This is a genomic window from Clostridium sp. (genome assembly GCF_047718555.1).
Classification (GTDB): Bacteria; Bacillota; Clostridia; order Clostridiales; family Clostridiaceae; genus Clostridium_I.
The window spans coordinates 1-21,959 of sequence record NZ_JBDNRK010000050.1 but is presented as its reverse complement, the minus strand read 5'-3'; the positions used below and the strand labels follow the sequence as shown (position 1 = coordinate 21,959).

17 protein-coding genes are annotated in these 21,959 nt (G+C 29.9%); 14 read left to right on the top strand and 3 right to left on the bottom strand.

What is annotated here, in order from left to right; translation table 11 throughout:
* The first annotated feature begins 58 nt into the window (after positions 1-58).
* The 9 genes from pheT (at position 59) to ABF633_RS16230 (ending at position 11,540) form a co-directional block, all read left to right on the top strand.
* Positions 59-2,437 carry a phenylalanine--tRNA ligase subunit beta gene (gene pheT, locus ABF633_RS16270; protein ID WP_415524945.1) on the top strand — a complete coding sequence of 793 codons (2,379 nt, stop codon included), beginning with the start codon at positions 59-61 and terminating at the stop codon, positions 2,435-2,437.
* Positions 2,438-2,780: 343 nt separating this feature from the next.
* Positions 2,781-3,437 (top strand): cell division protein ZapA, encoded by a 657-nt coding sequence (zapA, locus tag ABF633_RS16265; protein ID WP_415524944.1) that lies wholly within the window; start codon positions 2,781-2,783, stop codon positions 3,435-3,437.
* Positions 3,438-3,661: 224 nt separating this feature from the next.
* Positions 3,662-4,936 carry a PIG-L deacetylase family protein gene (locus ABF633_RS16260; RefSeq protein WP_415524943.1) on the top strand — a complete coding sequence of 425 codons (1,275 nt, stop codon included), beginning with the start codon at positions 3,662-3,664 and terminating at the stop codon, positions 4,934-4,936.
* Between the two features lie 268 nt (positions 4,937-5,204).
* Complete coding sequence (locus ABF633_RS16255; RefSeq protein ID WP_415524942.1) at positions 5,205-6,185, top strand: glycosyltransferase; 981 nt, start codon at positions 5,205-5,207, stop codon at positions 6,183-6,185.
* A gap of 89 nt (positions 6,186-6,274) precedes the next feature.
* Positions 6,275-7,264 carry a glycosyltransferase family 4 protein gene (locus tag ABF633_RS16250; RefSeq protein ID WP_415524941.1) on the top strand — a complete coding sequence of 330 codons (990 nt, stop codon included), beginning with the start codon at positions 6,275-6,277 and terminating at the stop codon, positions 7,262-7,264.
* A gap of 180 nt (positions 7,265-7,444) precedes the next feature.
* A complete protein-coding gene (locus tag ABF633_RS16245; protein WP_415524940.1) occupies positions 7,445-8,422 on the top strand; it encodes a glycosyltransferase family 4 protein in 978 nt (325 codons plus the stop codon).
* Positions 8,423-8,443: 21 nt separating this feature from the next.
* Entirely contained in the window at positions 8,444-9,202 is a 759-nt protein-coding gene (locus tag ABF633_RS16240; protein WP_415524939.1) for a glycosyltransferase, read from the top strand.
* A gap of 442 nt (positions 9,203-9,644) precedes the next feature.
* The gene (locus ABF633_RS16235) at positions 9,645-10,565 is read left to right on the top strand and encodes a glycosyltransferase family 2 protein (protein ID WP_415524938.1); all 921 of its coding nucleotides are present in this window, start codon (positions 9,645-9,647) and stop codon (positions 10,563-10,565) included.
* A 75-nt stretch (positions 10,566-10,640) separates the two neighbouring features.
* On the top strand, positions 10,641-11,540 hold the full coding sequence (locus tag ABF633_RS16230) for a glycosyltransferase (RefSeq protein ID WP_415524937.1): 900 nt from the start codon (positions 10,641-10,643) through the stop codon (positions 11,538-11,540).
* A 139-nt stretch (positions 11,541-11,679) separates the two neighbouring features.
* On the opposite strand, the gene ABF633_RS16225 is transcribed toward ABF633_RS16230, so the two are convergent.
* A complete protein-coding gene (locus ABF633_RS16225) occupies positions 11,680-12,366 on the bottom strand; it encodes a hypothetical protein (RefSeq protein ID WP_415524936.1) in 687 nt (228 codons plus the stop codon).
* A gap of 177 nt (positions 12,367-12,543) precedes the next feature.
* Here ABF633_RS16225 and ABF633_RS16220 point away from each other — a divergent pair, with 177 nt between their 5' ends.
* The gene (locus ABF633_RS16220; protein WP_415524935.1) at positions 12,544-13,683 is read left to right on the top strand and encodes an aminotransferase class V-fold PLP-dependent enzyme; all 1,140 of its coding nucleotides are present in this window, start codon (positions 12,544-12,546) and stop codon (positions 13,681-13,683) included.
* 286 nt (positions 13,684-13,969) lie between these two features.
* Here ABF633_RS16220 and ABF633_RS16215 read toward each other — a convergent pair whose 3' ends face one another.
* Positions 13,970-14,239, bottom strand: a complete 270-nt coding sequence (locus ABF633_RS16215; protein ID WP_415524934.1) for a DUF3343 domain-containing protein — start codon at positions 14,237-14,239, stop codon at positions 13,970-13,972.
* Positions 14,240-14,394: 155 nt separating this feature from the next.
* On the opposite strand from ABF633_RS16215, the gene ABF633_RS16210 reads away from it, so the two are divergent.
* Genes ABF633_RS16210 through ABF633_RS16200 form a run of 3 tightly spaced genes read left to right on the top strand, consistent with a single transcriptional unit; the run spans position 14,395 to position 19,255 of the window.
* Complete coding sequence (locus ABF633_RS16210) at positions 14,395-14,535, top strand: hypothetical protein (protein WP_415524933.1); 141 nt, start codon at positions 14,395-14,397, stop codon at positions 14,533-14,535.
* An 11-nt stretch (positions 14,536-14,546) separates the two neighbouring features.
* Positions 14,547-16,886, top strand: a complete 2,340-nt coding sequence (locus ABF633_RS16205; RefSeq protein WP_415524932.1) for a DUF3656 domain-containing U32 family peptidase — start codon at positions 14,547-14,549, stop codon at positions 16,884-16,886.
* A gap of 2 nt (positions 16,887-16,888) precedes the next feature.
* Positions 16,889-19,255, top strand: coding sequence for an endonuclease MutS2 (locus tag ABF633_RS16200; protein ID WP_415524931.1), 2,367 nt, complete (start codon positions 16,889-16,891; stop codon positions 19,253-19,255).
* A gap of 226 nt (positions 19,256-19,481) precedes the next feature.
* On the opposite strand, the gene ABF633_RS16195 is transcribed toward ABF633_RS16200, so the two are convergent.
* The gene (locus tag ABF633_RS16195) at positions 19,482-20,945 is read right to left on the bottom strand and encodes an aminotransferase class I/II-fold pyridoxal phosphate-dependent enzyme (protein WP_415524930.1); all 1,464 of its coding nucleotides are present in this window, start codon (positions 20,943-20,945) and stop codon (positions 19,482-19,484) included.
* Positions 20,946-21,155: 210 nt separating this feature from the next.
* Here ABF633_RS16195 and ABF633_RS16190 point away from each other — a divergent pair, with 210 nt between their 5' ends.
* Entirely contained in the window at positions 21,156-21,779 is a 624-nt protein-coding gene (locus ABF633_RS16190) for a 50S ribosomal protein L25 (RefSeq protein WP_415524929.1), read from the top strand.
* Positions 21,780-21,959: the final 180 nt, after the last annotated feature.

The window sequence follows — 21,959 nt, the reverse complement described above, 5'->3', positions numbered from 1 at the left end:
GGACACTGTCCACTATCCACTTTCAACTCTCAACTAAATAAATTGGAGGTTAAAATATATGAAAGTACCAGTAGAATGGTTAAAGGATTATGTTGATATAAATATAGAAGCAAAAAAATTGGGAGATGCACTTACACTATCTGGTTCAAAAGTAGAAGAGATAATAACCAGTGGTGATGAAATACAGAAGGTTGTTACAGGAAAAATATTAAAAATTGAACCCCATCCAGATGCAGAAAAATTGGTAGTGTGTCAGTTAGAAGTAGGCCAGGAAGAAACTATACAAATAGTAACCGGTGCAAACAACATGAAGGAAAATGATATTGTTCCAGTAGCACTTCATGGATCAAGTTTACCTGGAGGATTAAAGATAAAAAAGGGTAAGCTTAGAGGAATTCCATCAAATGGAATGATGTGCTCTGAGGAAGAATTGGGCTTAGCGGAAGAAGGTACTGTTCATGGACTTATGATTTTGCCTTCAGATACTGCTGTAGGTAAAGATATTAAAGAAGTGTTGAATTTAGACAAAGCAGTAATTGACTTTGAGATAACTTCTAACAGACCGGATTGTCTTAGTGTGATTGGAATAGCAAGAGAAACAGCAGCTACACTGAATACAAAATATAAAATGCCTTCTTTGAATTATGAATGCAAATGCAAAGATAATATAAAAGATGAGATAAAAGTAGAAATAAAAGATGAGCTTTGCAGAAGATACATGGCAAGGGGAATAAAAAATGTTAAGATAGAAAAATCTCCTGCATGGATAGAAGAAAGACTGCTTCAGGCTGGAGTAAGACCTATAAACAATATAGTGGATATAACTAATTTTGTAATGCTTGAATTAGGTCAGCCTATGCATGCTTACGATAGAAGAAGGATAACTTCCAATAGAATAGTGGTTGAAAGAGCTAAAGAAGGAGAAAACTTTACAACTTTAGATGGAGTTGAAAGAAAGTTAAACAGTGATGTATTGACTATAAAGGACGGAGAAAACACCGTTGGATTAGCTGGAATCATGGGAGGTCTCAATTCAGAGGTTGAAGATGATACTTCAGAAATAATATTTGAGGCTGCAAATTTTGATGGCACTAATATAAGAGTTAGTTCTCAGAAATTAAATATAAGAACAGAAGCTTCCGGTAGATTCGAAAAGGATTTAGATCCAAATCTTGCAGAACTTGCACTGAATAGGGCCTGTAATTTAATAGAACAGCTGGGCGCTGGTGAAATAATGGAAGGAACTATTGATATATATACGAGTCCTGTAAAAGAGCATTCAGTAGAAGTAGATTCCAACTGGGTAAATAGATTCCTTGGATTAGAACTTTCCAAGGAAGAAATGAAAAATTGTCTTGATAGATTAGAATTAAATACTGAAATTTCAGTAGATAAACTTATAGTTAATGTGCCAACCTTTAGAACTGATATAAACATAAGGGAAGATGTAGCAGAAGAAATAGTGAGAATTTATGGCTATAATAATGTACCGTCAACTGACCTTAAGGTCTCCAGTGTGAGAACAGGCAGATATAAAAATCAGGTTATTAAGGATATAGCTATAGATGCATTACTTGCCTGTGGTTTAAATGAAGCTATAACTTATACCTTTGTAAGCCCAAAGGTATTCGATAAAATACTTTTGCCTGAGAACAGCAGTTTAAGAAAAGCTGTAGCTATAAGAAATCCACTAGGTGAGGATTATAGTATAATGAGAACAATTACTGTTCCCTCTATGATGGAAGCATTAGCTAGAAACTATTCAAGGAATAATGAAATAGTAAGGCTTTTTGAATTAGGTAGAGTATATATACCAAAGGAAGAGGCAGATAAAATACCAGAAGAGAAGAATGTAATAACAATAGGTATGTATGGCAAGGCAGATTATTTAGATCTAAAGGGAGTAGTTGAAAATCTTCTTGAAACTCTTGGAATAAAAGGCGTAAGTTTTGAAAGGGAAAGTGAGAATCCTTCTTATCATCCAGGCAAAACTGCTCAAGTTACTATGAAAAATAAAGTAATAGGAATTTTAGGGGAAATTCATCCTGATGTAGCCAGCAATTATGATGTAGATATAAATTGCTATGTGGCAGAAATAGATTTTGACTTCTTAATAGAAAATGCAGTTATTGAGAGGAAATATAAGGCATTACCTAAATTCCCAGCTGTCACAAGAGATATGGCCTTAATTTTAGATGAAGCTATATTAGTTCAGCAGATAGAGGATATTATAAGTAAAAAAGGTGGAAATATAGTTGAAAGCTTTAAGCTGTTTGATATATACAAGGGAAAACAGATACCTGAAGGTAAGAAAAGTGTGGCCTATTCTATAACTTATAGATCAGAGAATAAAACTCTTACAGATAAAGAAGTAGATAAAGCACATGGTAAGATATTGAGTACCCTTGAACATGTACTTGGTGCACAGCTTAGATAGAAAAATATACTATTAATAGTCACTCATATAGAACATTAATAATTTATTTAAAATTAGGAACAATACAAAAATTAATTGACTAAGATTTCTCATTAGTGGATAATTTTTATATGACATCTATTTAATATTTGATAAGTAATTTCCGTAAATATTAATAGTACTCTATTTACTGTAAAGGAACTTAAATAGTATAAATTTTTTAATATATTACTTGCAAAATTGAATGCTATAAAGTACATTATTATATTAAGTTTGAGAGTGTAAAGTTAATGAATTTTTTGTTAATTTTACACTCTTAAATTTTAACCTCAACATTATTATAAGTTGTGTACTGGATAATAATATGTTAAAATTAAAATTAGATGAATCTAAGAGGGTGTTAAACATGAGTTCTGTTACTGTAAGAGTTAATAATAGGGAATACAAATTAAAGGGCGACGAAAGAGAAGAATATTTACATACAGTTGCTACTTATGTGGATAAAAAAATTAAAAACATAATGGAAAACAATGCAAAATTAAGTACAGCAGAAGCATCTATTTTAACAGCATTAAATTTAGCAGATGATTTGTTTAAGGCTGGATATTACAATGAGGAACTTTCAGATGAAGTTGAAAAATTAAAAAATAATATAAAAGATGCCAATGTTAAAATAGACGAACTTAAGGATGAACTTACAAAAATAAATGAAGAAAAAGAACAGCTTTTAGTTAAGGTAGAAGAACTTAAGGTAAATGAGGATGCAATAAAAAAGGACAAGCAGATAGAAGAATTAAATAGAGAAATGAACTTAAAAAATGAAGAGATAAATTTAAAAGAAGAGAATAATAAAAAATATTTGCTTGAGATTAATCGTTTAAAAGGCGATAACAAAGAGCTTAAATTTAAGCTGCAATCTTCAAAATATAAAGTTATGGATTTGGAAAATAAGTATTTAGAAGGTCAGATTGATTTAGCAAAAACTAAAAAAGAAGTTATAAAAAATATTAATAAGAAATAAGAAGAGAATGTCATGTTGACATTCTCTTTTTATGCTTTTAATTAAGTGATAGATATGTAGGTATATAAAATATTAAATTGAAATTTGCTATTTATATGTGTGCAAATAATTTATTAATGCATAAAATGTAACAAGAATTAAATTTTTATATTAAATTTTTATAGTAAAGTTTCTTAGAAATACAACTATTAAATATATAATATGAAAGGGGAATTTTAAAACAATTGAAAAAATTTTTAAATGTAAAACAAACAATAGAAAGTGATGAAAGTAAAGTAATGATTTTTTCTCCACATGAAGATGATGAAACAATAGCATGTGCTGGAGTTATAAGAAGATGTATAAATAATAGTAATACTACAAAATTAGTTATGGTTACAACTGGTGATTATGGTGATCCTAAAATCCGTATACAAAAAACTATCAATTCAATGGCGTTACTTGGCCTTAGTAAAGAAAATATTATATATTTAGGTTATGGCGATCATGATGTATTAGGACCAGCTTATCTATCTAAAGATGATCCTGAAAAAATTTTTTCGGGGACTTATGGCAATCAAACTTATGGGTTCCCTGAAATAGGAATAGTCGATTACCATTATAGTAAATATGGAATTCATGCTGAATATAATAGAGAAAATATTTTTAATGATATCTTAGATGTTATTGAAGATAATCTACCTGAAGATATTTATATGCCATCTCCAATGGAAAATCATCCTGATCATTCTGTAACTGGAATTTTTGTTATAAGTGCAATATTGAAATTAAAGGAGAGATTAGATTATTCTCCAATAATTCATGAATATATGGTTTATAAGGAAGGATTACCTCAGAATAATTTAAATGCTTTGCAATCTGTATTGAATATAGAAAGCCACATGGACAGAACATCACCATATTCATGGTGTTCTAGAGAGTCAATTCCTGTACCTGATGAAATGTATGCGTCAATTGAGTCAGGCAACAATCTAAAAAGCAAAGCTTTTGATGTATATGAAGATGATGCAGCATACTGGAGAAGATTTATAAAGAGTAATGAGGTATTCTGGAAAAAACAAATGTCAAATTTAGCATATAATGCAACAGTAGAAGCTTCCTCAGAAAATACGGATACAGGTCAATATTGTACTAATGTTATTGATGGCATTATTTTAGGCTACCCTTATGAAAATAGCTTGTTTACTTTTTATGATAAAGAATGGACAACACTTGGAGAAAAGTCTGGAGCATGGATTCAGCTTTCATGGCCAACTCTAATTGAGGCTAATAGAATTATTTTATATGATAGACCAAATTTTGATGATCATATAATAAGAGGAACTTTAACCTTTAGTGATGGGTCAGAAATACCGGTGGGATCTCTGCCTAATAATGGAAGTCAATATATAGTGGACTTTAAAGCCAAAACGTTTGATTGGGTTAAGCTTACAGTAGATAGGGCAGAAGGATATAATGTTGGTATTTCTGAATTTGAAGTATATAATTTGAACTATTAAATATTGTGATGAAATAAATGTAAATTAGTTAATTTTTATATCTGTTTGCATAAAAAAGACTAAGCGGTATACTTAGTCTTTTTTTGTAAAAGTTAATTCATAAAAAGATATTATATTTTACTCACACAATTTTTTTTAATACATATAAATATAGTAAAGCTAAAACTTTGTATAAACTGTGAAAAAATAAACGTTAAAATTTAGTAAATTAGTATATAAATTTAAGTAGTTATTATTAAATTTTAATCACGTGAGGTGACTTATATAAATGAGGATTGTGCAAATTGCTCCAAATTTGTACCCTATTCCACATTACGCTGGAACAGAAATTTTAGTTTATATATTAACTGAAACTTTAGTTAATAAAGGACATGAGGTATATCTCTATGCTCCAGAGGGTAGTAAAAGCAGTGCTCAAATTATAAATTTTAAACAACAATATCAAAGTTCAGAAGAATTGGTGGACTATGTACTAAAAACAATGCCTAATAATATTGATATTATTCATGATCATAGTCTAAGTATTAATAGTTTAAAAAAGGAAATAGCAGTTCCTACAGTTAGCACGATTCATTATTGGGATTATACTTCAAGTAAATTTTGTGTACATGTAAGTAAAAAAGCACGCGAAATTTATGGAAACAATAAAGGATTTTATATATATAATGGTATTAATGTAGATGATTATGAATTTAGCGAGGAAAAAGAAGATTATAATTTATTTATAGGGAGAATATGTGCTGAAAAGGGCTTGCATGATGCACTGACTATTTGTGAAAAAAATGATGAAAAATTGATAATTGCAGGTCCTATGTATGATGAGAGTTATTATAAAAATGAAATAGAACCTAGAATTAAGAATAATAAAAAAGTTAAATATGTTGGTTTTGTTAAAGGTAAAGAAAAACAAAAATTACTAAAATATGCGAAATGTGTATTGTTTCCATCTATTTGGGAGCTGTTTGGTATTGTTATTATTGAAGCAATGGCTTGTGGCACACCAGTATTAGCGTTTCCTAATGGTGGTATATCTGAGATCTTAGAAGATTTTCCAAATTTATTATGTAATACAGTTGAGGAAATGGCGTACAAATGTAAAAATGAATTATTTCCAAGTTATAGGTCATTAAGAAAGTGCGTAGAAAATAAATTTTCCGCTGACAAAATGGCTGAACGATATCTCTTTGTTTATCAATTAGCAATTAATGATAGAAATAAAAAACTATTTTATAAAAGTTTTTTACATTAATAAAATTTAGTACTGACATACTAGTAAAATAAAAGTTTTAAAATTATTCATAGGCTTAAATTTTTAACATTATGAGGTGATTTATAGAAATGAAGATAGTGCTGATTTCTCAGGATGTTCATCCGCTTCCCAATTATGCCGGAACAGAAAGAGCTGTTTATACACTGGGTGAAAATTTAATTAAGAGAGGGCACGAAGTCTATCTTTATGCTCCAGAAGGTAGTTATAGTAGTGCTCACATTATATATTATAGGAAAAAATATCAAAGTTCAGATGAACTAGTTGATTATGTATTAAAAACAATTCCTAGTAATATTGATATTGTTCATGATAATAGTATTTATATTAATCATTCAAGTAAGAAAATACCTCTACCAACAGTTAGTACAATTCATTGGCCTGATAATTCTTCAGGTAAATTTAATGTGTATGTCTCTAAAAGAGCACGTAAGACGTTTGCTAATAATAAGGGATTCTATATATATAATGGAATTAATGTAGAAGATTTTGAATTTAGCGAGAAAAAAGAGGATTATAATTTATTTTTAGGAAGAATATGTGCTGAAAAAGGCTTACATCATGCATTAACTGTTTGTGAAAAGAATAATGAAAAATTGATTATAGCAGGTCCGCTTTTTGATGATGGTTATTATAAAAATGAAATAGAACCTAGAATTAAAAATAATGAAAAAATTAAATATGTTGGCTTTGTTAAAGGTGCAGAAAAACAAAAACTGATAAAACATGCTAAATGTGTGTTATTTCCATCCACTTGGGAAGAGCCTTTTGGACTTGTTATTATTGAAGCAATGGCATGTGGTACACCAGTATTGGCACTTCCTAGAGGGGGAATACCTGAAGTTTTAGAGGGCTTCCCAGATTTGCTATGTGATACATTTGAAGAAATGGCATATAAGTGTAAAAATCAATTATTTCCCAGTCCAAAATCAATGAGAGCATATGTAGAAAATAAGTTTTCTTCTGATAAAATGACCGAACGATATCTATTTATTTATCAGTTAGCAATTAATGATAGAAATAAACTATTGAATAAAAACTTAGTATTGCCTATTTTATAATAGGCACTTTATTTTTATGTAATAAAATTCAAATAATGATATTTGTAAACCTAGCACAAATGTTTACATAATTTAATATAATATAATATATTAGATGAATAAGTGAATTATAATAATTTGTAATGAAATTAATGAAAGTATTTGGAAATTAAAGAATATCTAATGAGGTGTTTTATAGAAATGAAGATAGTACAAATTGCTTTAGATCGCGAGCCTATTCCTAATTATGCAGGAACAGAAATGTTAGTTTATATATTGACTGAAAATTTAGTTAAGAAAGGCCATGAGGTATATCTTTATGCTCCAGAAGGCAGCGAAAGTAGTGCCCATATAATACCATATAGGAAAAAGTATCAAAGCCCAGACGAATTGGTGGATTATGTACTAGAAACAATGCCTAATAATATTGATATTATTCATGATCACACTGCAAATTTTAATCGTGCATCAAAAAAAATACTTTTTCCAACAGTTAGTACAATTCATTGGATTGATGATTCATTAAGTAAATTTAATGTTTATGTTTGTAAAAAAGCACGTGAGGTGTTTGCTAATAATAAGGGATTCTATATATATAATGGAATTAATGTAGAGGATTTTGAATTTAGCGAGAAAAAAGAGAATTATAATTTATTTTTAGGAAGAATATGTACTGAAAAAGGCTTACATCATGCATTAACTGTTTGTGAAAAGAATAATGAAAAATTGATTATAGCAGGTCCGCTTTTTGATGATGGTTATTATAAAAATGAAATAGAACCTAGAATTAAAAATAATGAAAAAATTAAATATGTTGGCTTTGTTAAAGGTGCAGAAAAACAAAAACTGATAAAACATGCTAAATGTGTGTTATTTCCATCCACTTGGGAAGAGCCTTTTGGACTTGTTATTATTGAAGCAATGGCATGTGGTACACCAGTATTGGCACTTCCTAGAGGGGGAATACCTGAAGTTTTAGAGGGCTTCCCAGATTTGCTATGTGATACATTTGAAGAAATGGCATATAAGTGTAAAAATCAATTATTTCCCAGTCCAAAATCAATGAGAGCATATGTAGAAAATAAGTTTTCTTCTGATAAAATGACCGAACGATATCTATTTATTTATCAGTTAGCAATTAATGATAGAAATAGACTATTGAATAAAAACTTTTTTTAAATATTTGGAGGTTTTCATAAAATGTATTATATTAATGAGTACCGTATATGTATTAATAAGGTAAGAAATAAATTACAATATTTTCATAAGCCAGGAGTTTCAATAATTATGACAACAAATAAAACTAAATATTTAGATAATGTATATAATAATTTTATGAGAATTAATTACGCAATTAAAGAATTAATAATTGTTTTAAATAATAATAAAATAGATAAAGAATATTGTAATAATAAATTTAAAGACTTTAATAATGTCAGAATATTTCAAATTGATGAAAATGTTACTTTAGGGGAGTGCTTAAATTTTTGTGTAAAACAAGCAAAATATGATTATATAGCTAAAATGGATGATGATGATTATTACGGTGCAAACTATTTGCTGGATTCAATGAATATATTTGAATATACTGATGCACAGGTAATTGGTAAAGCAGCACATTTTGTATATTTTGAAGAATTTAATATATTAGCCTTAAATGCTCCTAGTATAGAAAATAAATATACCACTTCATGGTTACAGGGAGGTACTATTTTATTAAAAAAATCAGTATTTAATGAAGTGAAGTTTGGAAATGTTAATTTAGGTGAAGATACGTATCTTTATGAGCGCTGTAATGAAAAAGGTATAAAAATGTTCGCCGGTGATAGATATAATTTTGTTTATATGAAGCACAAAGATATGCAAGATCATACGTGGAAAATAAGCTCTAAGGAGCTTTTATCAGAGTGTAAAATAATATCAAATACAAGTGATTTTGAATCCTATGTAGTTATATAAAATAGATCTACTACTAAATAAAACATTAATACGGTTAACAATAAATAATTGAAAAAGAAATTTATCCGATGACTACCATCCGTAATACTCCCATCGCACTTTGTGAAAGTGATTCGCACAAAATCGAAGATTTTGGCTATCTACTTTTCTATCAAAGTGGGAGATAACGGCTGCTACGTCCCTGGATAACGATTTCTAAGTTTCAGATGGAGAAAAAAATTCCATCTGAAGCAAAGAACTCTGTTTATAGTAACTATTAAGAAATGCCTATTTATATACAAAGTATAATATGAATAGGTATTTTGTTATATATAAAATAAAGCTAAAATCATAATAGATTAGTTTTGTACATAACTTATAGTGATAGGCTGTAAATAGCTAATTGTAGAAGTGTTTAATGTATTTTATATGCAAATATAAAAATGAAAGGTGGGATTAAAACTTGGTTATAGAAGGGAAAGAAAATCATAAAATTATTGATGTTTCAATAATAATACCATGTAAAAATGAAGGTAATAACTTAATATCAACGGTAGATTCAATATTAAATTCTAAAACTGATTTAAGTATTGAAATAATTGCTGTAGATGATGCATCTAATGATTTATGTGTAGAAAAGCTAGAATTGTATATGAATAAAATAAATTTTAGAAATTTTACTTCTATTCATATTAATAATAAAGGACCAGGCATGGCAAGAAATGCTGGTGCTTCAAAGGCAAGAGGAAAGTATCTATTTTTTTGTGATGGCCATATTAAAATTCAAGAACACTGTTTTGATGGTTTAGTTAATACACTAGTTAATAATAATGCAGATTTTGCTACTACAACAGTTGTGGATATGTACAATTCAAATTCAGTAGGTTACGGAGCTACATGGAATGAAAAACTTCAGTTCACTTGGTTAGTCAACAAACCACATGGAAATAGTGAAGTACCAATTGCATCAGGTACTTCACTATTTGTCATTAAAAGTGCTTTTGAAAAGATAGGCGGTTATAATAAATTATTTAAAGGTTACGGTTTGGAAGACCAAGAAATATGCATGAAAGCTTGGCTTTATGGATTTAAAATTTTTCTAAACCCCAAAATACAGGTTACTCACCTTTTTAGAAAAAAACATCCATATAAAATAAAAGAATTTGATTTTGTTTATAATACACTTTGTTTAGGATTATGTTTTTTTAATAAGAAAAGATACAGTAAACTTATTAATATTTACAAAAATTATAGAAGCTTTTCAATGTCTATGGATAAAATAAGAGATAATATAGATAAAATTTTTATTCAAAGAGAAAAATTTCTAAGAGAATGTATATATAGCGATGACTATTTTTTCAATAAATTTAATATTCACTTTTAAATCATTATAATATAGTAATATTTGTAAAAGTATAATGTATAATAATTATTATAGTTATAAAAAGGAGTAAAAGTTTTGGATAATTTGGATATAATAGAAGCTTCGGTTATCATTCCATGTAAAAATGAAATTAATAATTTAAAAATGACTTTAGATTCAATTAAAGCGTCGAAAAATAAAACAATATATGAAATAATATTTGTTGACGATGGATCCGAGGATAATAGTGTAGAATTTTTAAAACTACAGAAGGATGAATATAATAATATTGTATTAATTGAAAGTAAAAATTTAGGATGTGCAGGTGCTAAAAATGCTGGAGCAGAAATAGCAAAAGGAGGTTATCTTTTTTTCTTAGATGCACATGTAAAAGTTACTGATTATTGGCTGGATAATCTAATTAATACAATGAAAAATAATAAGGCAGATTTGGTTGCACCCTGTATTTGTAATATGCAAAATATAACTGAAAAGGGATATGGAGAGAATTGGACTGAAAATTTAAAACTTAAGTGGATTTTGAAGAAGCCTGAAGATATAACTGAAATACCGATTGCATGTGGTTGTGCTTTTGGCGTAAAGAAAGATGTATTTGAAAATGTTGATGGTTTCGATCATTTTTTCCAGGTCTGGGGGAGAGAAGATGAAGAGATATGTTTAAAATTGTGGCTTTACGGCTATAGAATTGTAGTAAATCCGGTTGTAAAGATTGAACATTTATTTAGGAAAAAGTTTCCATATGAGATGATGCCAGTTAATGTAACCTATAATACATTATGTATGACTTATTTACATTTTAATAATAAGAGAATTGCAAAAACAATAGCAATATTAAAATTTGACCCCTTTTTTGATGAAGCAGCGAAATTTATTAAGAAAAATTTTCATTTGATAATGTTTCAAAGGACAAAATATTTAAAAAAAAGAAAATTTGATGATAATTACTTTTTTGAAAAATTTAACATACCATACTAAACTAAAGTAAAACTGTTAATCAAAATTAGTCCCTGCACAAAGCAAGGACTGATATATACTTTATAGCTTATTTGTGAAACACATAAGCTATGTCTTTAAACCATAAGTAAATACTGCTTTGATTGATTCGTAATACTATTTATGGTATAGGGAAAGCTGTTGGTGAACAACTAGGTATATCTCCACAATTGGTTGTTATTGGCAGTATAAATTTACCGCTAAATAAAATTTTTTCACCAGATACTGTAAATGGATCAAGACAAACTGAAATTGCATCACAAGGTATAGGATTGCTGCATGTACTTGAACTTGCCGTGTAACCTACTATTGTATCAACGAAGACAGATCCTTGAACTGATATACCACTTGTTTTTGGTGGTGCTGAAGGTATTAGTGCTGTAGAACAGAGCGATATAGGAGTTCTGTCATTGTTATCAGATTCTATAAAGTGTCCACTATTGAAAAATACATCTGCAATTGCAATATACTGAATGCATCCAATAATTTTTATTGGAAATAAAGTGCACATAGTTGGACCAGGATAATCGTCGGGTGCAATTGGTACTGTTACAGGTTGACCTGTTGTACAGGTTAAACAACTTTCGAAAACAAATTCACGAGTTTGAGGTAATACTTGAATTTTACTTGGAATACTTACACAATTTTCAAAATCAATAATATTATTATATGGTGTTGTATCATATTGTGTATCAACTGATTTCAGCATGGCTAGTAATTCATTCTTTTCATCTTGACTTAATCCAATAGCTATTTGCTCATTGGTTGATTTATCTATTTCTGTTATTGATTTAGTTAGATCTTTCAATTTAATAATCACTCCTCTAAAATGATCTAAATTATTTACCTATAATAATATAATATTAAATTTATAGTATTGTGTCATAGTTTTTGAATAAAAAAATAATAGTCATATATCAATGTAAAATATTTTTTTCATGCATATATTAATTATAGGACAAAATAAGTTCTGGAGGGATTTTATATGATATATTTAGATAATGCCGCTACTTCTTTTCCTAAGCCCAATGAGGTTTATGATGAAATATTAAATTGTATGAAAAATTATGCTGCCAATCCTGGACGTAGTTCACATGATATGTCCATACAAGCATCATTAAAAATCGCAGAAACAAGACAAGAGCTAAGTTCTCTTTTTAATATAGATAATCCTTTTGATGTAATTTTTACTTGTAATGCTACAGAATCACTAAATATAGGCATAAAAGGTATAATCAAGAAAGGTGATCATGTTATAAGTACGGAAATTGAACATAATTCTGTGCTTAGACCACTGAATTATTTGAAAAATCAAGGTGTGGAAGTTACTTTAATAAAGGTAGATGAATATGGATTTATAGATAGGAAAGAATTAAACAACAGTATAAAAAGCAATACTAAAGCTATTATAATAAATCATGCATCAAATGTGTTGGGAACAATTCAAAATATAGAGGAAATAGGATTAATAGCTAAAAAAAATGGATTAATATTCATGGTAGATGCTTCACAAAGTGCAGGTATAATTCCTATTGATGTAGATAAAGATAATATAGATTTGTTAGCATTTCCAGGCCATAAAGGACTTCTTGGCCCTCAAGGTACAGGGGGACTTTTTATACGAGATGGAGTTAATCTAGATAACTTTATTGATGGAGGTACAGGAAGTAACTCCAGTTCCATGGAACAACCAGATTTTTTACCAGATAAATTTGAAAGTGGTACGTTAAACACACCTGGAATTGCAGGACTAAATGAAGGAATAAAGTTTATAAGAAGGATAGGAATAGAAAATATTTATAAACATGAAGAACATTTAACGGAGTATCTCTTAAGTGAATTAAAAAAGCTTTCTTATATAAAAATATATGGATTAAATTCAACTGAAAATAGATGCGCAGTAGTATCTATAAATATAGATGGTATAGATAGTACAAAAGTAGGATATCTTCTAAATAAAAATGATATTGCTGTTAGAACAGGGTATCATTGTGCTCCCCTTATCCATAATGTAATCGGAACTGAAAGATATGGAACAGTTAGAATAAGTCTGGGATATTTTAATACAACTAAAGATATAGAAACTTTAATAAATATAATTAAAAATATATATGATAATAATTAAATTAATGGCGCCGTCCTAAAAACTATTTAGAGGCACCTTAAAAAGGAGCATAACAAAATAAGCCTACCGTTGGTAGGCTTTCCCATTATTAATTTAAACTTCTAGTTTGTTTACAATTTCAAACTGTAATACACTAGAACATGAAATTAATCTCTAATTTAGTTTTTTAGAATAGAAATATTGATAACATTTTTTTAGTTGTTTTATAGTATAGAAAATTATAAGAAAAGGCTATTGGAGAATGTCCAAAAGCCAAATTTTTATAAATTCAAAAGACAAACATCTATTATTGAATTTTTATATAATCATAATCTTTCTCGTTCTTAACTATATTATATATACTATCAATTTTTACTTTAGTATTTTTAATCTCAAGCACAATTTCTTCTTTATCTTTAGCATTAAAAATTATAGACTTACTGCAGCCAGAGGAAATTTTGGCTGGAGTTGAAATAAATTCTACATTTATTTCTTTTTTCATTAGTTCATTGTATAAATAGGTTGCTTGACTGTTAGAAGCAATAACCATAATATATTTGTCATCGCATACTTCCATAATATCCTCTCCTAATTATTTGAAAGCCTCCCTGTAAAATAAAAGAAAGTATAGTTTCTTTAGTACATACTATGTTGTGGCAATTTTAATGTTAGTAATTTATTTTTAAATATGCATATTTTGTTGTATAATAAAAGGCAGAATATTTTAGCCATATGAAAATAATAAGTAAAAGATGCCACGTGCATTTTGAATTATACGAAGAAACAGATGATCAGGATAATGAGTTATTTGAGGATTTTGCTAACGCAGCAGGATTTAAAATAGGACTATCTATTTATTTGAATATGCCTTAGGAGAGATGAAAATGAAAAAAACAGAACTACTTGCTCCCTGCGGTAGTATGGAAAGTCTTTACGCAGCAGTACAAAATGGAGCAGATGCAGTTTATTTAGGAGGAAGTAGATTTTCAGCAAGAGCCTATGCCTTTAATTTTGATGATAAGCAAATTGTAGAGGCAGTAGATTATTGCCATATTTATGGAGTTAAAGTATATGTAACTGTGAATACCTTAGTAAAAGATAGCGAAATAAAAGACATAATAGAATATATTAAATTTTTATATATAATAGGAGTAGATGCACTGATAATTCAGGATACAGGTTTAGCTTATTTAGTAAGAAAAAATTTCCCTGATTTTGAGCTTCATGGATCTACTCAAATGACTATACATAATGGAGAAGGAGCTAAATATTTTAAAAATTTAGGCTTTCACAGAATAGTATTGTCAAGAGAATTAAGTGTTAGGGAAGTAGAATACATTTCCAAGGATTTAAATATAGAAACAGAAATATTTATACATGGAGCTCTTTGTATATGCTACTCAGGGCAATGTCTTATGAGCAGTATTATCGGAGGAAGAAGCGGCAACCGTGGACGATGTGCTCAGCCCTGCAGACTTCCCTATACTATTTTTAATGAAAATAACAATGAAGAATTTAAGGGGTATATATTAAGTCCTAAAGATATATGTACGGTTGACAATATAGAAGAGATAATTAGAAGCGGAACATCATCACTGAAGATTGAAGGCAGGATGAAGCGGCCGGAATATGTGGCAGGAGTAGTAGGCATATACAGAAAGGCTATTGATAGTGTCTATAACAATAGTGAGTTTGATTATCCATCAGAGATTAGAAAACTTAAGCAGCTTTTTAATAGAGAAGGTTTTTCTAAGGCATATATGTTTGGAAATGTTGGCAGGAATATGATGTCATATTCCTTTCCTAAGAACACAGGTTTATTTTTAGGCAGTGTGAATAAGGATTTCACTGTTACTTTAGAGGAGGATCTAAGTGTAAAAGATGGTATAAGAGTTAATGATGATGGATTTTTAGTAGAAAAAATTTTAAAAAAAGGTTTATCTGTTAAAAGTGCTCGTAGAGGAGATGGGGTAAGGCTTATTCCTGAGTCTTATGCTGCCTTTGATAAATTGTATAAAACCTCAGATGTAAATCTGCTGGATGAATTAAACTATAGTTTTAAAGATTCTTATGGTAAAAAAATTAATATAGATATTCAATGTAAATTTAAAATTAATGAGCCTTTTAAAATCATTTGCAGTTATGAGGGAGAAGTTTTTAAAATTAGTGGAGACATAGTTCAAAAGGCGATAAAGAGACCGCTGGAAAGAATAAAATTAGAGGAGAATTTAATAAAAACAGGTAACACTCCTTTTAACATTGAAAATATTGATTTTACAGATTATGAAGAGGGCTTTCTGCCCTTGTCTTCTATAAATTCTGCAAGGCGAAGTTTGATAGATGAAATTGTAAAATATCAGTGTGGTAAAAATAAGAGGATTTTCAATAAAGTAATTGATTTTAACAGAGAAGAAAAGACTCATAGATCAATGGAGAAACTTATGGTCTCTGTAGAAAATTTAGAGCAGCTTAATGGGTGTATTGAAGCAGGAATAAAAACTATTGCGATAAATTATTTCGGAAAAAGATCTGATATAAATATAGAAAATATTGAAAACATAGAGGTTTATTTAAAGATTCCAAATATAATTAAAGAAGAATTTAATGTCATATGCGGCTTTATAGATGATAATATTCATAAAATTAGAGGAATTGTTACAGCTAATGCAGGAATTATAAATAAATACAGAGGAAAACTACGTATAATAGGAGACTATAAGCTGAATATATTTAATAAATATGCTTTGGATTTTTATAGTAGAGATTTGGATGGAAGCTATATAAGTACAGAACTAAATAGAAATGAGATGATTAAAATTGTGAAGAGTTCACCTATACCCTGTGGTATACTTGTTTATGGGAAGCTGGAACTTATGGTAAGTGAGTATTGTCCTATAGGCAGTACTTTTGGAGGAAAATGTACTGAAGCAAATTGTAATAATAAGTGTGTTAATGGAGAATTTAAACTTAAAGACAGAAAAGGTGAAGAATTTATAGTGAAAACTGATCGGTTCTGTAGAAGTCACATATACAATTCAATGTCCTTAAATTTAATTTCAAATTTGAAGGATATAAATAACCTGGGAGATATTAGTCACAGAATAGATTTTATAGATGAAAATAAGGAAGAAGTTATAAAAGTTTTAAAAGCTTATGAATCAGGAAAATTTGAAAATGAATCAGAAAAATTTACACGGGGACATTATAAGCGAGGAGTTGAATAGTATTGAACGAAAAGGCTTTAAGAGTACTGGAATATTATAAAATTAAAGAAGAAATAAAAAAGTTTACACAGACCAGTGCGGCTAAAGATATTATAGATGATCTTAAGCCCTATGAAAATATATTTGAAATGAAGGAACACTTAGAAGAAACAGAAGAGGCTTCTAAGCTTCTCAATAAAAAAGGTTCTGCACCCTTTGAAGGGGCTTATGATGCAAGAGAGGGAATAAGCAGGGCAGGTAAAGGGTCTACCCTCATGCCTGTGCAGCTTTTAAAAATAGCCAATATACAAAAATGCGCAAGAAGATTTAAGGAGTATGTAGTTCATAATGAGGAGGAGGAAAGTTTCCCAGTAATAGAAGATATATGCGAAGGAATTGTACCACTAAGAACACTGGAAAATGCCATATTCAATGCTATCATAGGAGAAGAAGAGATATCAGATAGGGCAAGCACTGCACTGTTCAATATAAGAAAATCTCTTAGGGATAAAACAGCATCTGTAAAAAATAAAGTTAATTCTCTTGTAAGAGCTTATTCAAATTTTCTTCAAGAGAATATTTATACTATTAGAGGTGACAGATATGTTATTCCTGTAAAGGCCGAATATAAAGCACAGGTTCCGGGACTTGTGCATGACCAAAGCTCTTCTGGAGCTACTTTATTTATTGAGCCTATGGGCCTTGTAAATTTAAACAATGAGATAAAAGAAATCATGCTTAAGGAAAAGGCAGAGATAAATAGAATACTTGAGGAACTATCACAAAAAATTTATGAGAATATAGTGCTGGTGGAAAATAATGCAAAGATTGTCTATGAGCTTGATTTTATATTTGCAAAGGCAAGATATGCCGGTGAAATAAATGCTATACGTCCGGGAATCAATGACAATGGAATAATTGATATAGTTCAGGGAAGACATCCATTGATAAATCCGGAAAAAGTAGTAGCACTTGATGTATATTTAGGTCGTGAATTTACCTCTTTAGTAGTAACGGGACCAAACACTGGTGGAAAAACAGTTACTCTTAAAACTGTAGGACTTCTGGAGCTTATGGCTATGAGCGGCATACTTATACCAGCAAGAGAAAATTCAACTGTAAGCTTCTTTAAGGAGGTATTTGCAGATATTGGCGATGAGCAGAGCATTGAACAAAGTCTATCTACTTTTTCATCTCATATGACCAACATAGTTCATATTATGGGAAAAGCGGATTCCAGTTCTCTGGTGCTTTTTGACGAATTGGGAGCAGGTACAGATCCTACGGAAGGAGCAGCACTGGCAGTATCTATTCTTGAAAATTTAAGGAGCAGAAAGACAAAACTGGTGGCCACAACTCATTACAGTGAACTTAAGGCTTATGCACTAAAAACTGAGGGTGTTGAAAACGCTTCTGTGGAATTTGATGTGGAAACTTTAAGACCTACCTATAGATTGTTAATTGGAATACCGGGAAAATCTAATGCCTTTGAAATTTCCAAGAGATTGGGACTTCCAGATTATATAATTGATGAAGCAAGAAAGGGTATTTCAAATGATACTCTCAAGTTTGAAGATCTTATTCAGACTCTTCAGGAGAGAAGTATAAAAGCTGAGGAAAATGCCAGAAAGTCAGAAATGTTAAAGCTTGAAGCAGAGAAATTCAAAGAAAAATATGAAGAAAAACTTTATTCATTAAATTCTACTAGAGAGAAAGTCTTAAATGAGGGAAGAAGGGAAGCTAAAAATATTATTGCTGAGGCTAAAGAAGAGGCCGATGAAATATTAAAAAATATTAGAGAACTGGAGAGAATGGGTTATTCTTCAGAAACAAGGGCAAAGCTTGAAAAAGAGAGAATGAGACTTAAGGAAAGTCTTGAAAATGTGGAAGAAAACGCATATAGCAATTCACAAAAACATAAAGGGTTAACCAGCGTGAAAGAAGGGGAGGAAGTATATATACCCTCTTTGAATATGAAGGGAATTGTACTTTCACAGCCTGATAGTAAGGGTGAAGTACAAATACAGGCTGGAATAATGAAGATAAGTGTAAAGCTTGAAAACCTTACAAAGGAAAAAATCAATAATGACAGTAATAAAGAATTAAAAAAGATAAGAAAAAGAGAAGCTAAATTAAATTTAAGGCAGGTTGATTCCTCTATTGATCTGAGAGGAATGGATGGAGAAGAGGCAATGTACAGCGTGGATAAATATTTAGATGAAGCCTATATTGCCGGACTTAAAGCTGTAACGGTTATTCATGGTAAGGGCACAGGAGTACTTAGAAATGTTATCACTGACATGTTAAAAAGGCATCACCATATTAAAAGCTATAGGCTTGGAAATTATGGCGAAGGCGGCGCTGGTGTAACTGTAGTGGAGTTAAAGTAGAATTTCTACAAAAGAAACTCATTTGATAGATGTCATATAATATAAAATAGCAGTTGATTTAGACGAATTATTATAAAATTATTCAAAATAAAAAAGCACTATCAAGTTTATTTCCTAAATAAATTTGGTAGTGTTTATTTTTATGCAGTATAAATTTATCCCAGGGATGTAATTTTTTTGATTTTCATTTTCAACTTGAGAAAGTTTGGTTCGTCATTTCCTTAAATTACACCTTAACCACTTTTATTATCTCGACTTCTGGATCCTCTGTTCCTTGAACGTAAAGACCTGTAGCTTTAAGTCGTCTTACATAGTCTACTATTTCCTTAGTTATGATTTCGCCAGGGCATAGTACAGGAATACCTGGTGGATAAGCCATTAAAAATTCTCCGCTTATCATTCCTATGCTTTCATTTATTGGAACAGGAACTTTAGTACTATTAAAAGCTTCTCTAGGAATTAAGATTTGCTCTGGTATAGGAGGAATATCGATGAAGTCTGATTTCTTATCTCCCTTTCCATAATACTTTTTACTTATTTCCTTTAAAACCCTTATCAAATAATCCATATTTTCTTTTGTATCTCCAAAGGAGCCTACTATTAAGACATTATATAAATCAGATAATTCCATTTGAATATGATATTCATTAGAAAGAATCATATCTAAATCATAGCCTGTGATACCTAGATCTCTGCAGGTTATAGTTACCTTTGTGGGATCGAAGGCATAGGCACCATTGTCTTGAAGAATTTCTTTTCCAAAGCAATAAAATCCAGGGATTTTATTTATTTCGTTTCTAGTGTAACTACAGAGATCTATTGCATAATCAAGAAGTTCTTTACCATGTAAAGCTATCTGTCTTCTGGCACAATCGAGAGATGCCATTAAAATATAAGAAGGTGAAGTAGTCTGCATGATATTTAAAATCTGCTGAACTCTATGCATATCTATTCTGTCTGAGCATACGTGAAGCAGTGAACACTGAGTTAGTGCACCTATTATTTTGTGAGTGCTTTGAGCACACATATCTGCTCCTGCATTTATAGCAGATATAGGTAATTTATCATTAAATCCAAGATGTGGGCCATGAGCTTCATCAACTATTAATGGTATATTGTAGTTGTGAACAATTTTTGCGATTTTTTTTATGTCTGTAGCTACGCCATAATAAGTGGGATTAATTATTAAAACAGCCTTTGCATCAGGATTTTCTCTTAAGGTTTTTTCCACAGTTTCAGGTGAAACTCCATGAGCAATACCTACCTCTTTATCAAGTTCTGGCTGCATATATACAGGGACAGCTCCGCTTAAAATAATACCACCTGTAACTGATTTGTGGACATTTCTTGGTATAAGTATCTTATCATTATTACTTACTACAGACATAATCATAGCTTCTATAGCTCCTGAGGTACCATGGATAGATATATAGGCTGCTTTTGATCCATAGGCATCTGCAGCTAGTTCCTGAGCTTTTTTTATTGGACCAGTAGGATGATGAAGACTATCCACTAATTTGAACACTGTAACATCAATTTTAAAAGGATTTTCACCCATAAACTTTTTAAATTCTTCGTCCATACCTTGACCTTTTTTATGACCAGGTACATGAAAGGGAACAGTATCTCTATTTACGTATTCCATTAGCGCATTAAAAAGAGGAGTTTCATTTTGATTAAGTTTATACAACTTTACATAGCACCTTCTTTCAATAAATACAGTCTAAGTCTTTTAAAATAAGGCTTGACATAGGTCTTTTGAAACAATACTTATTATAGTTTAAAGGTTATCCAATTGCAATAAAAATTAATGATAAATGATAAGAATTTTTAAATGAATAATAGATGTATAATTAGCAAAATATATGTCAATAATAGGATAATATAGGGAGGGATATTTATGGAATTAATTAATGCAAATATTAGGAATAAATCTGCTAATCATGCTGCAAAGAAAAATAGAAGAAGTGGCTTAGTACCAGGAATATTATATGGAAAGAATATAGAAAATACTTTGTTTGAAATAGGAGAATTGGAACTGCAAAGAGAGGTTACCTGTAATGGAGAACATGGCATTCTAAATATAAATATAGATGGTAAAAAGCATAAGACTCTTATTAAGGAAATACAGAAGGATGCAGTAAAACATAAAATTTTACATATTGATTTGGAGGAATTGTCCGAGAACAGTAAATTGGTTACTGAAGTACCACTAACTTTCAAGGGAGAAGATAGTATAAGAAAGTTTGGGGGCATACTTCAAAAATCAAAGGATAGTGTAAAAATAAGATGTGAAGCAGATAATTTACCTAAGAATATAAATGTAGATATATCAAATTTAAGTTTTGGTGACTCGCTGAGAGTAGCCGACATTGAAGCAAGTTCAGAAATATCTATTATAGATGATCTTAATAGTATAGTACTCACTGTTACTGGAGCAAGTGGTGGAGATATAGCGGATGAAGGTGCTTCAGTTGAGGAACATCCGGATAATGGTAGTGAAGTTACATCTGAAAATGCATAAATAATAAATGAAAAATTTTATAGTAATTCTTACTGTGTTAATAAATCCCTATTGAGAAATCAGTAGGGATTTATTATTGTTTGAAACTATAAAATAAAAAATTCTTATAATTTGAATTCAACCTTACTAACTTGGCGTAAGTCTCCCACGCACACAGCGAAAGCGATTCACACAAAATCG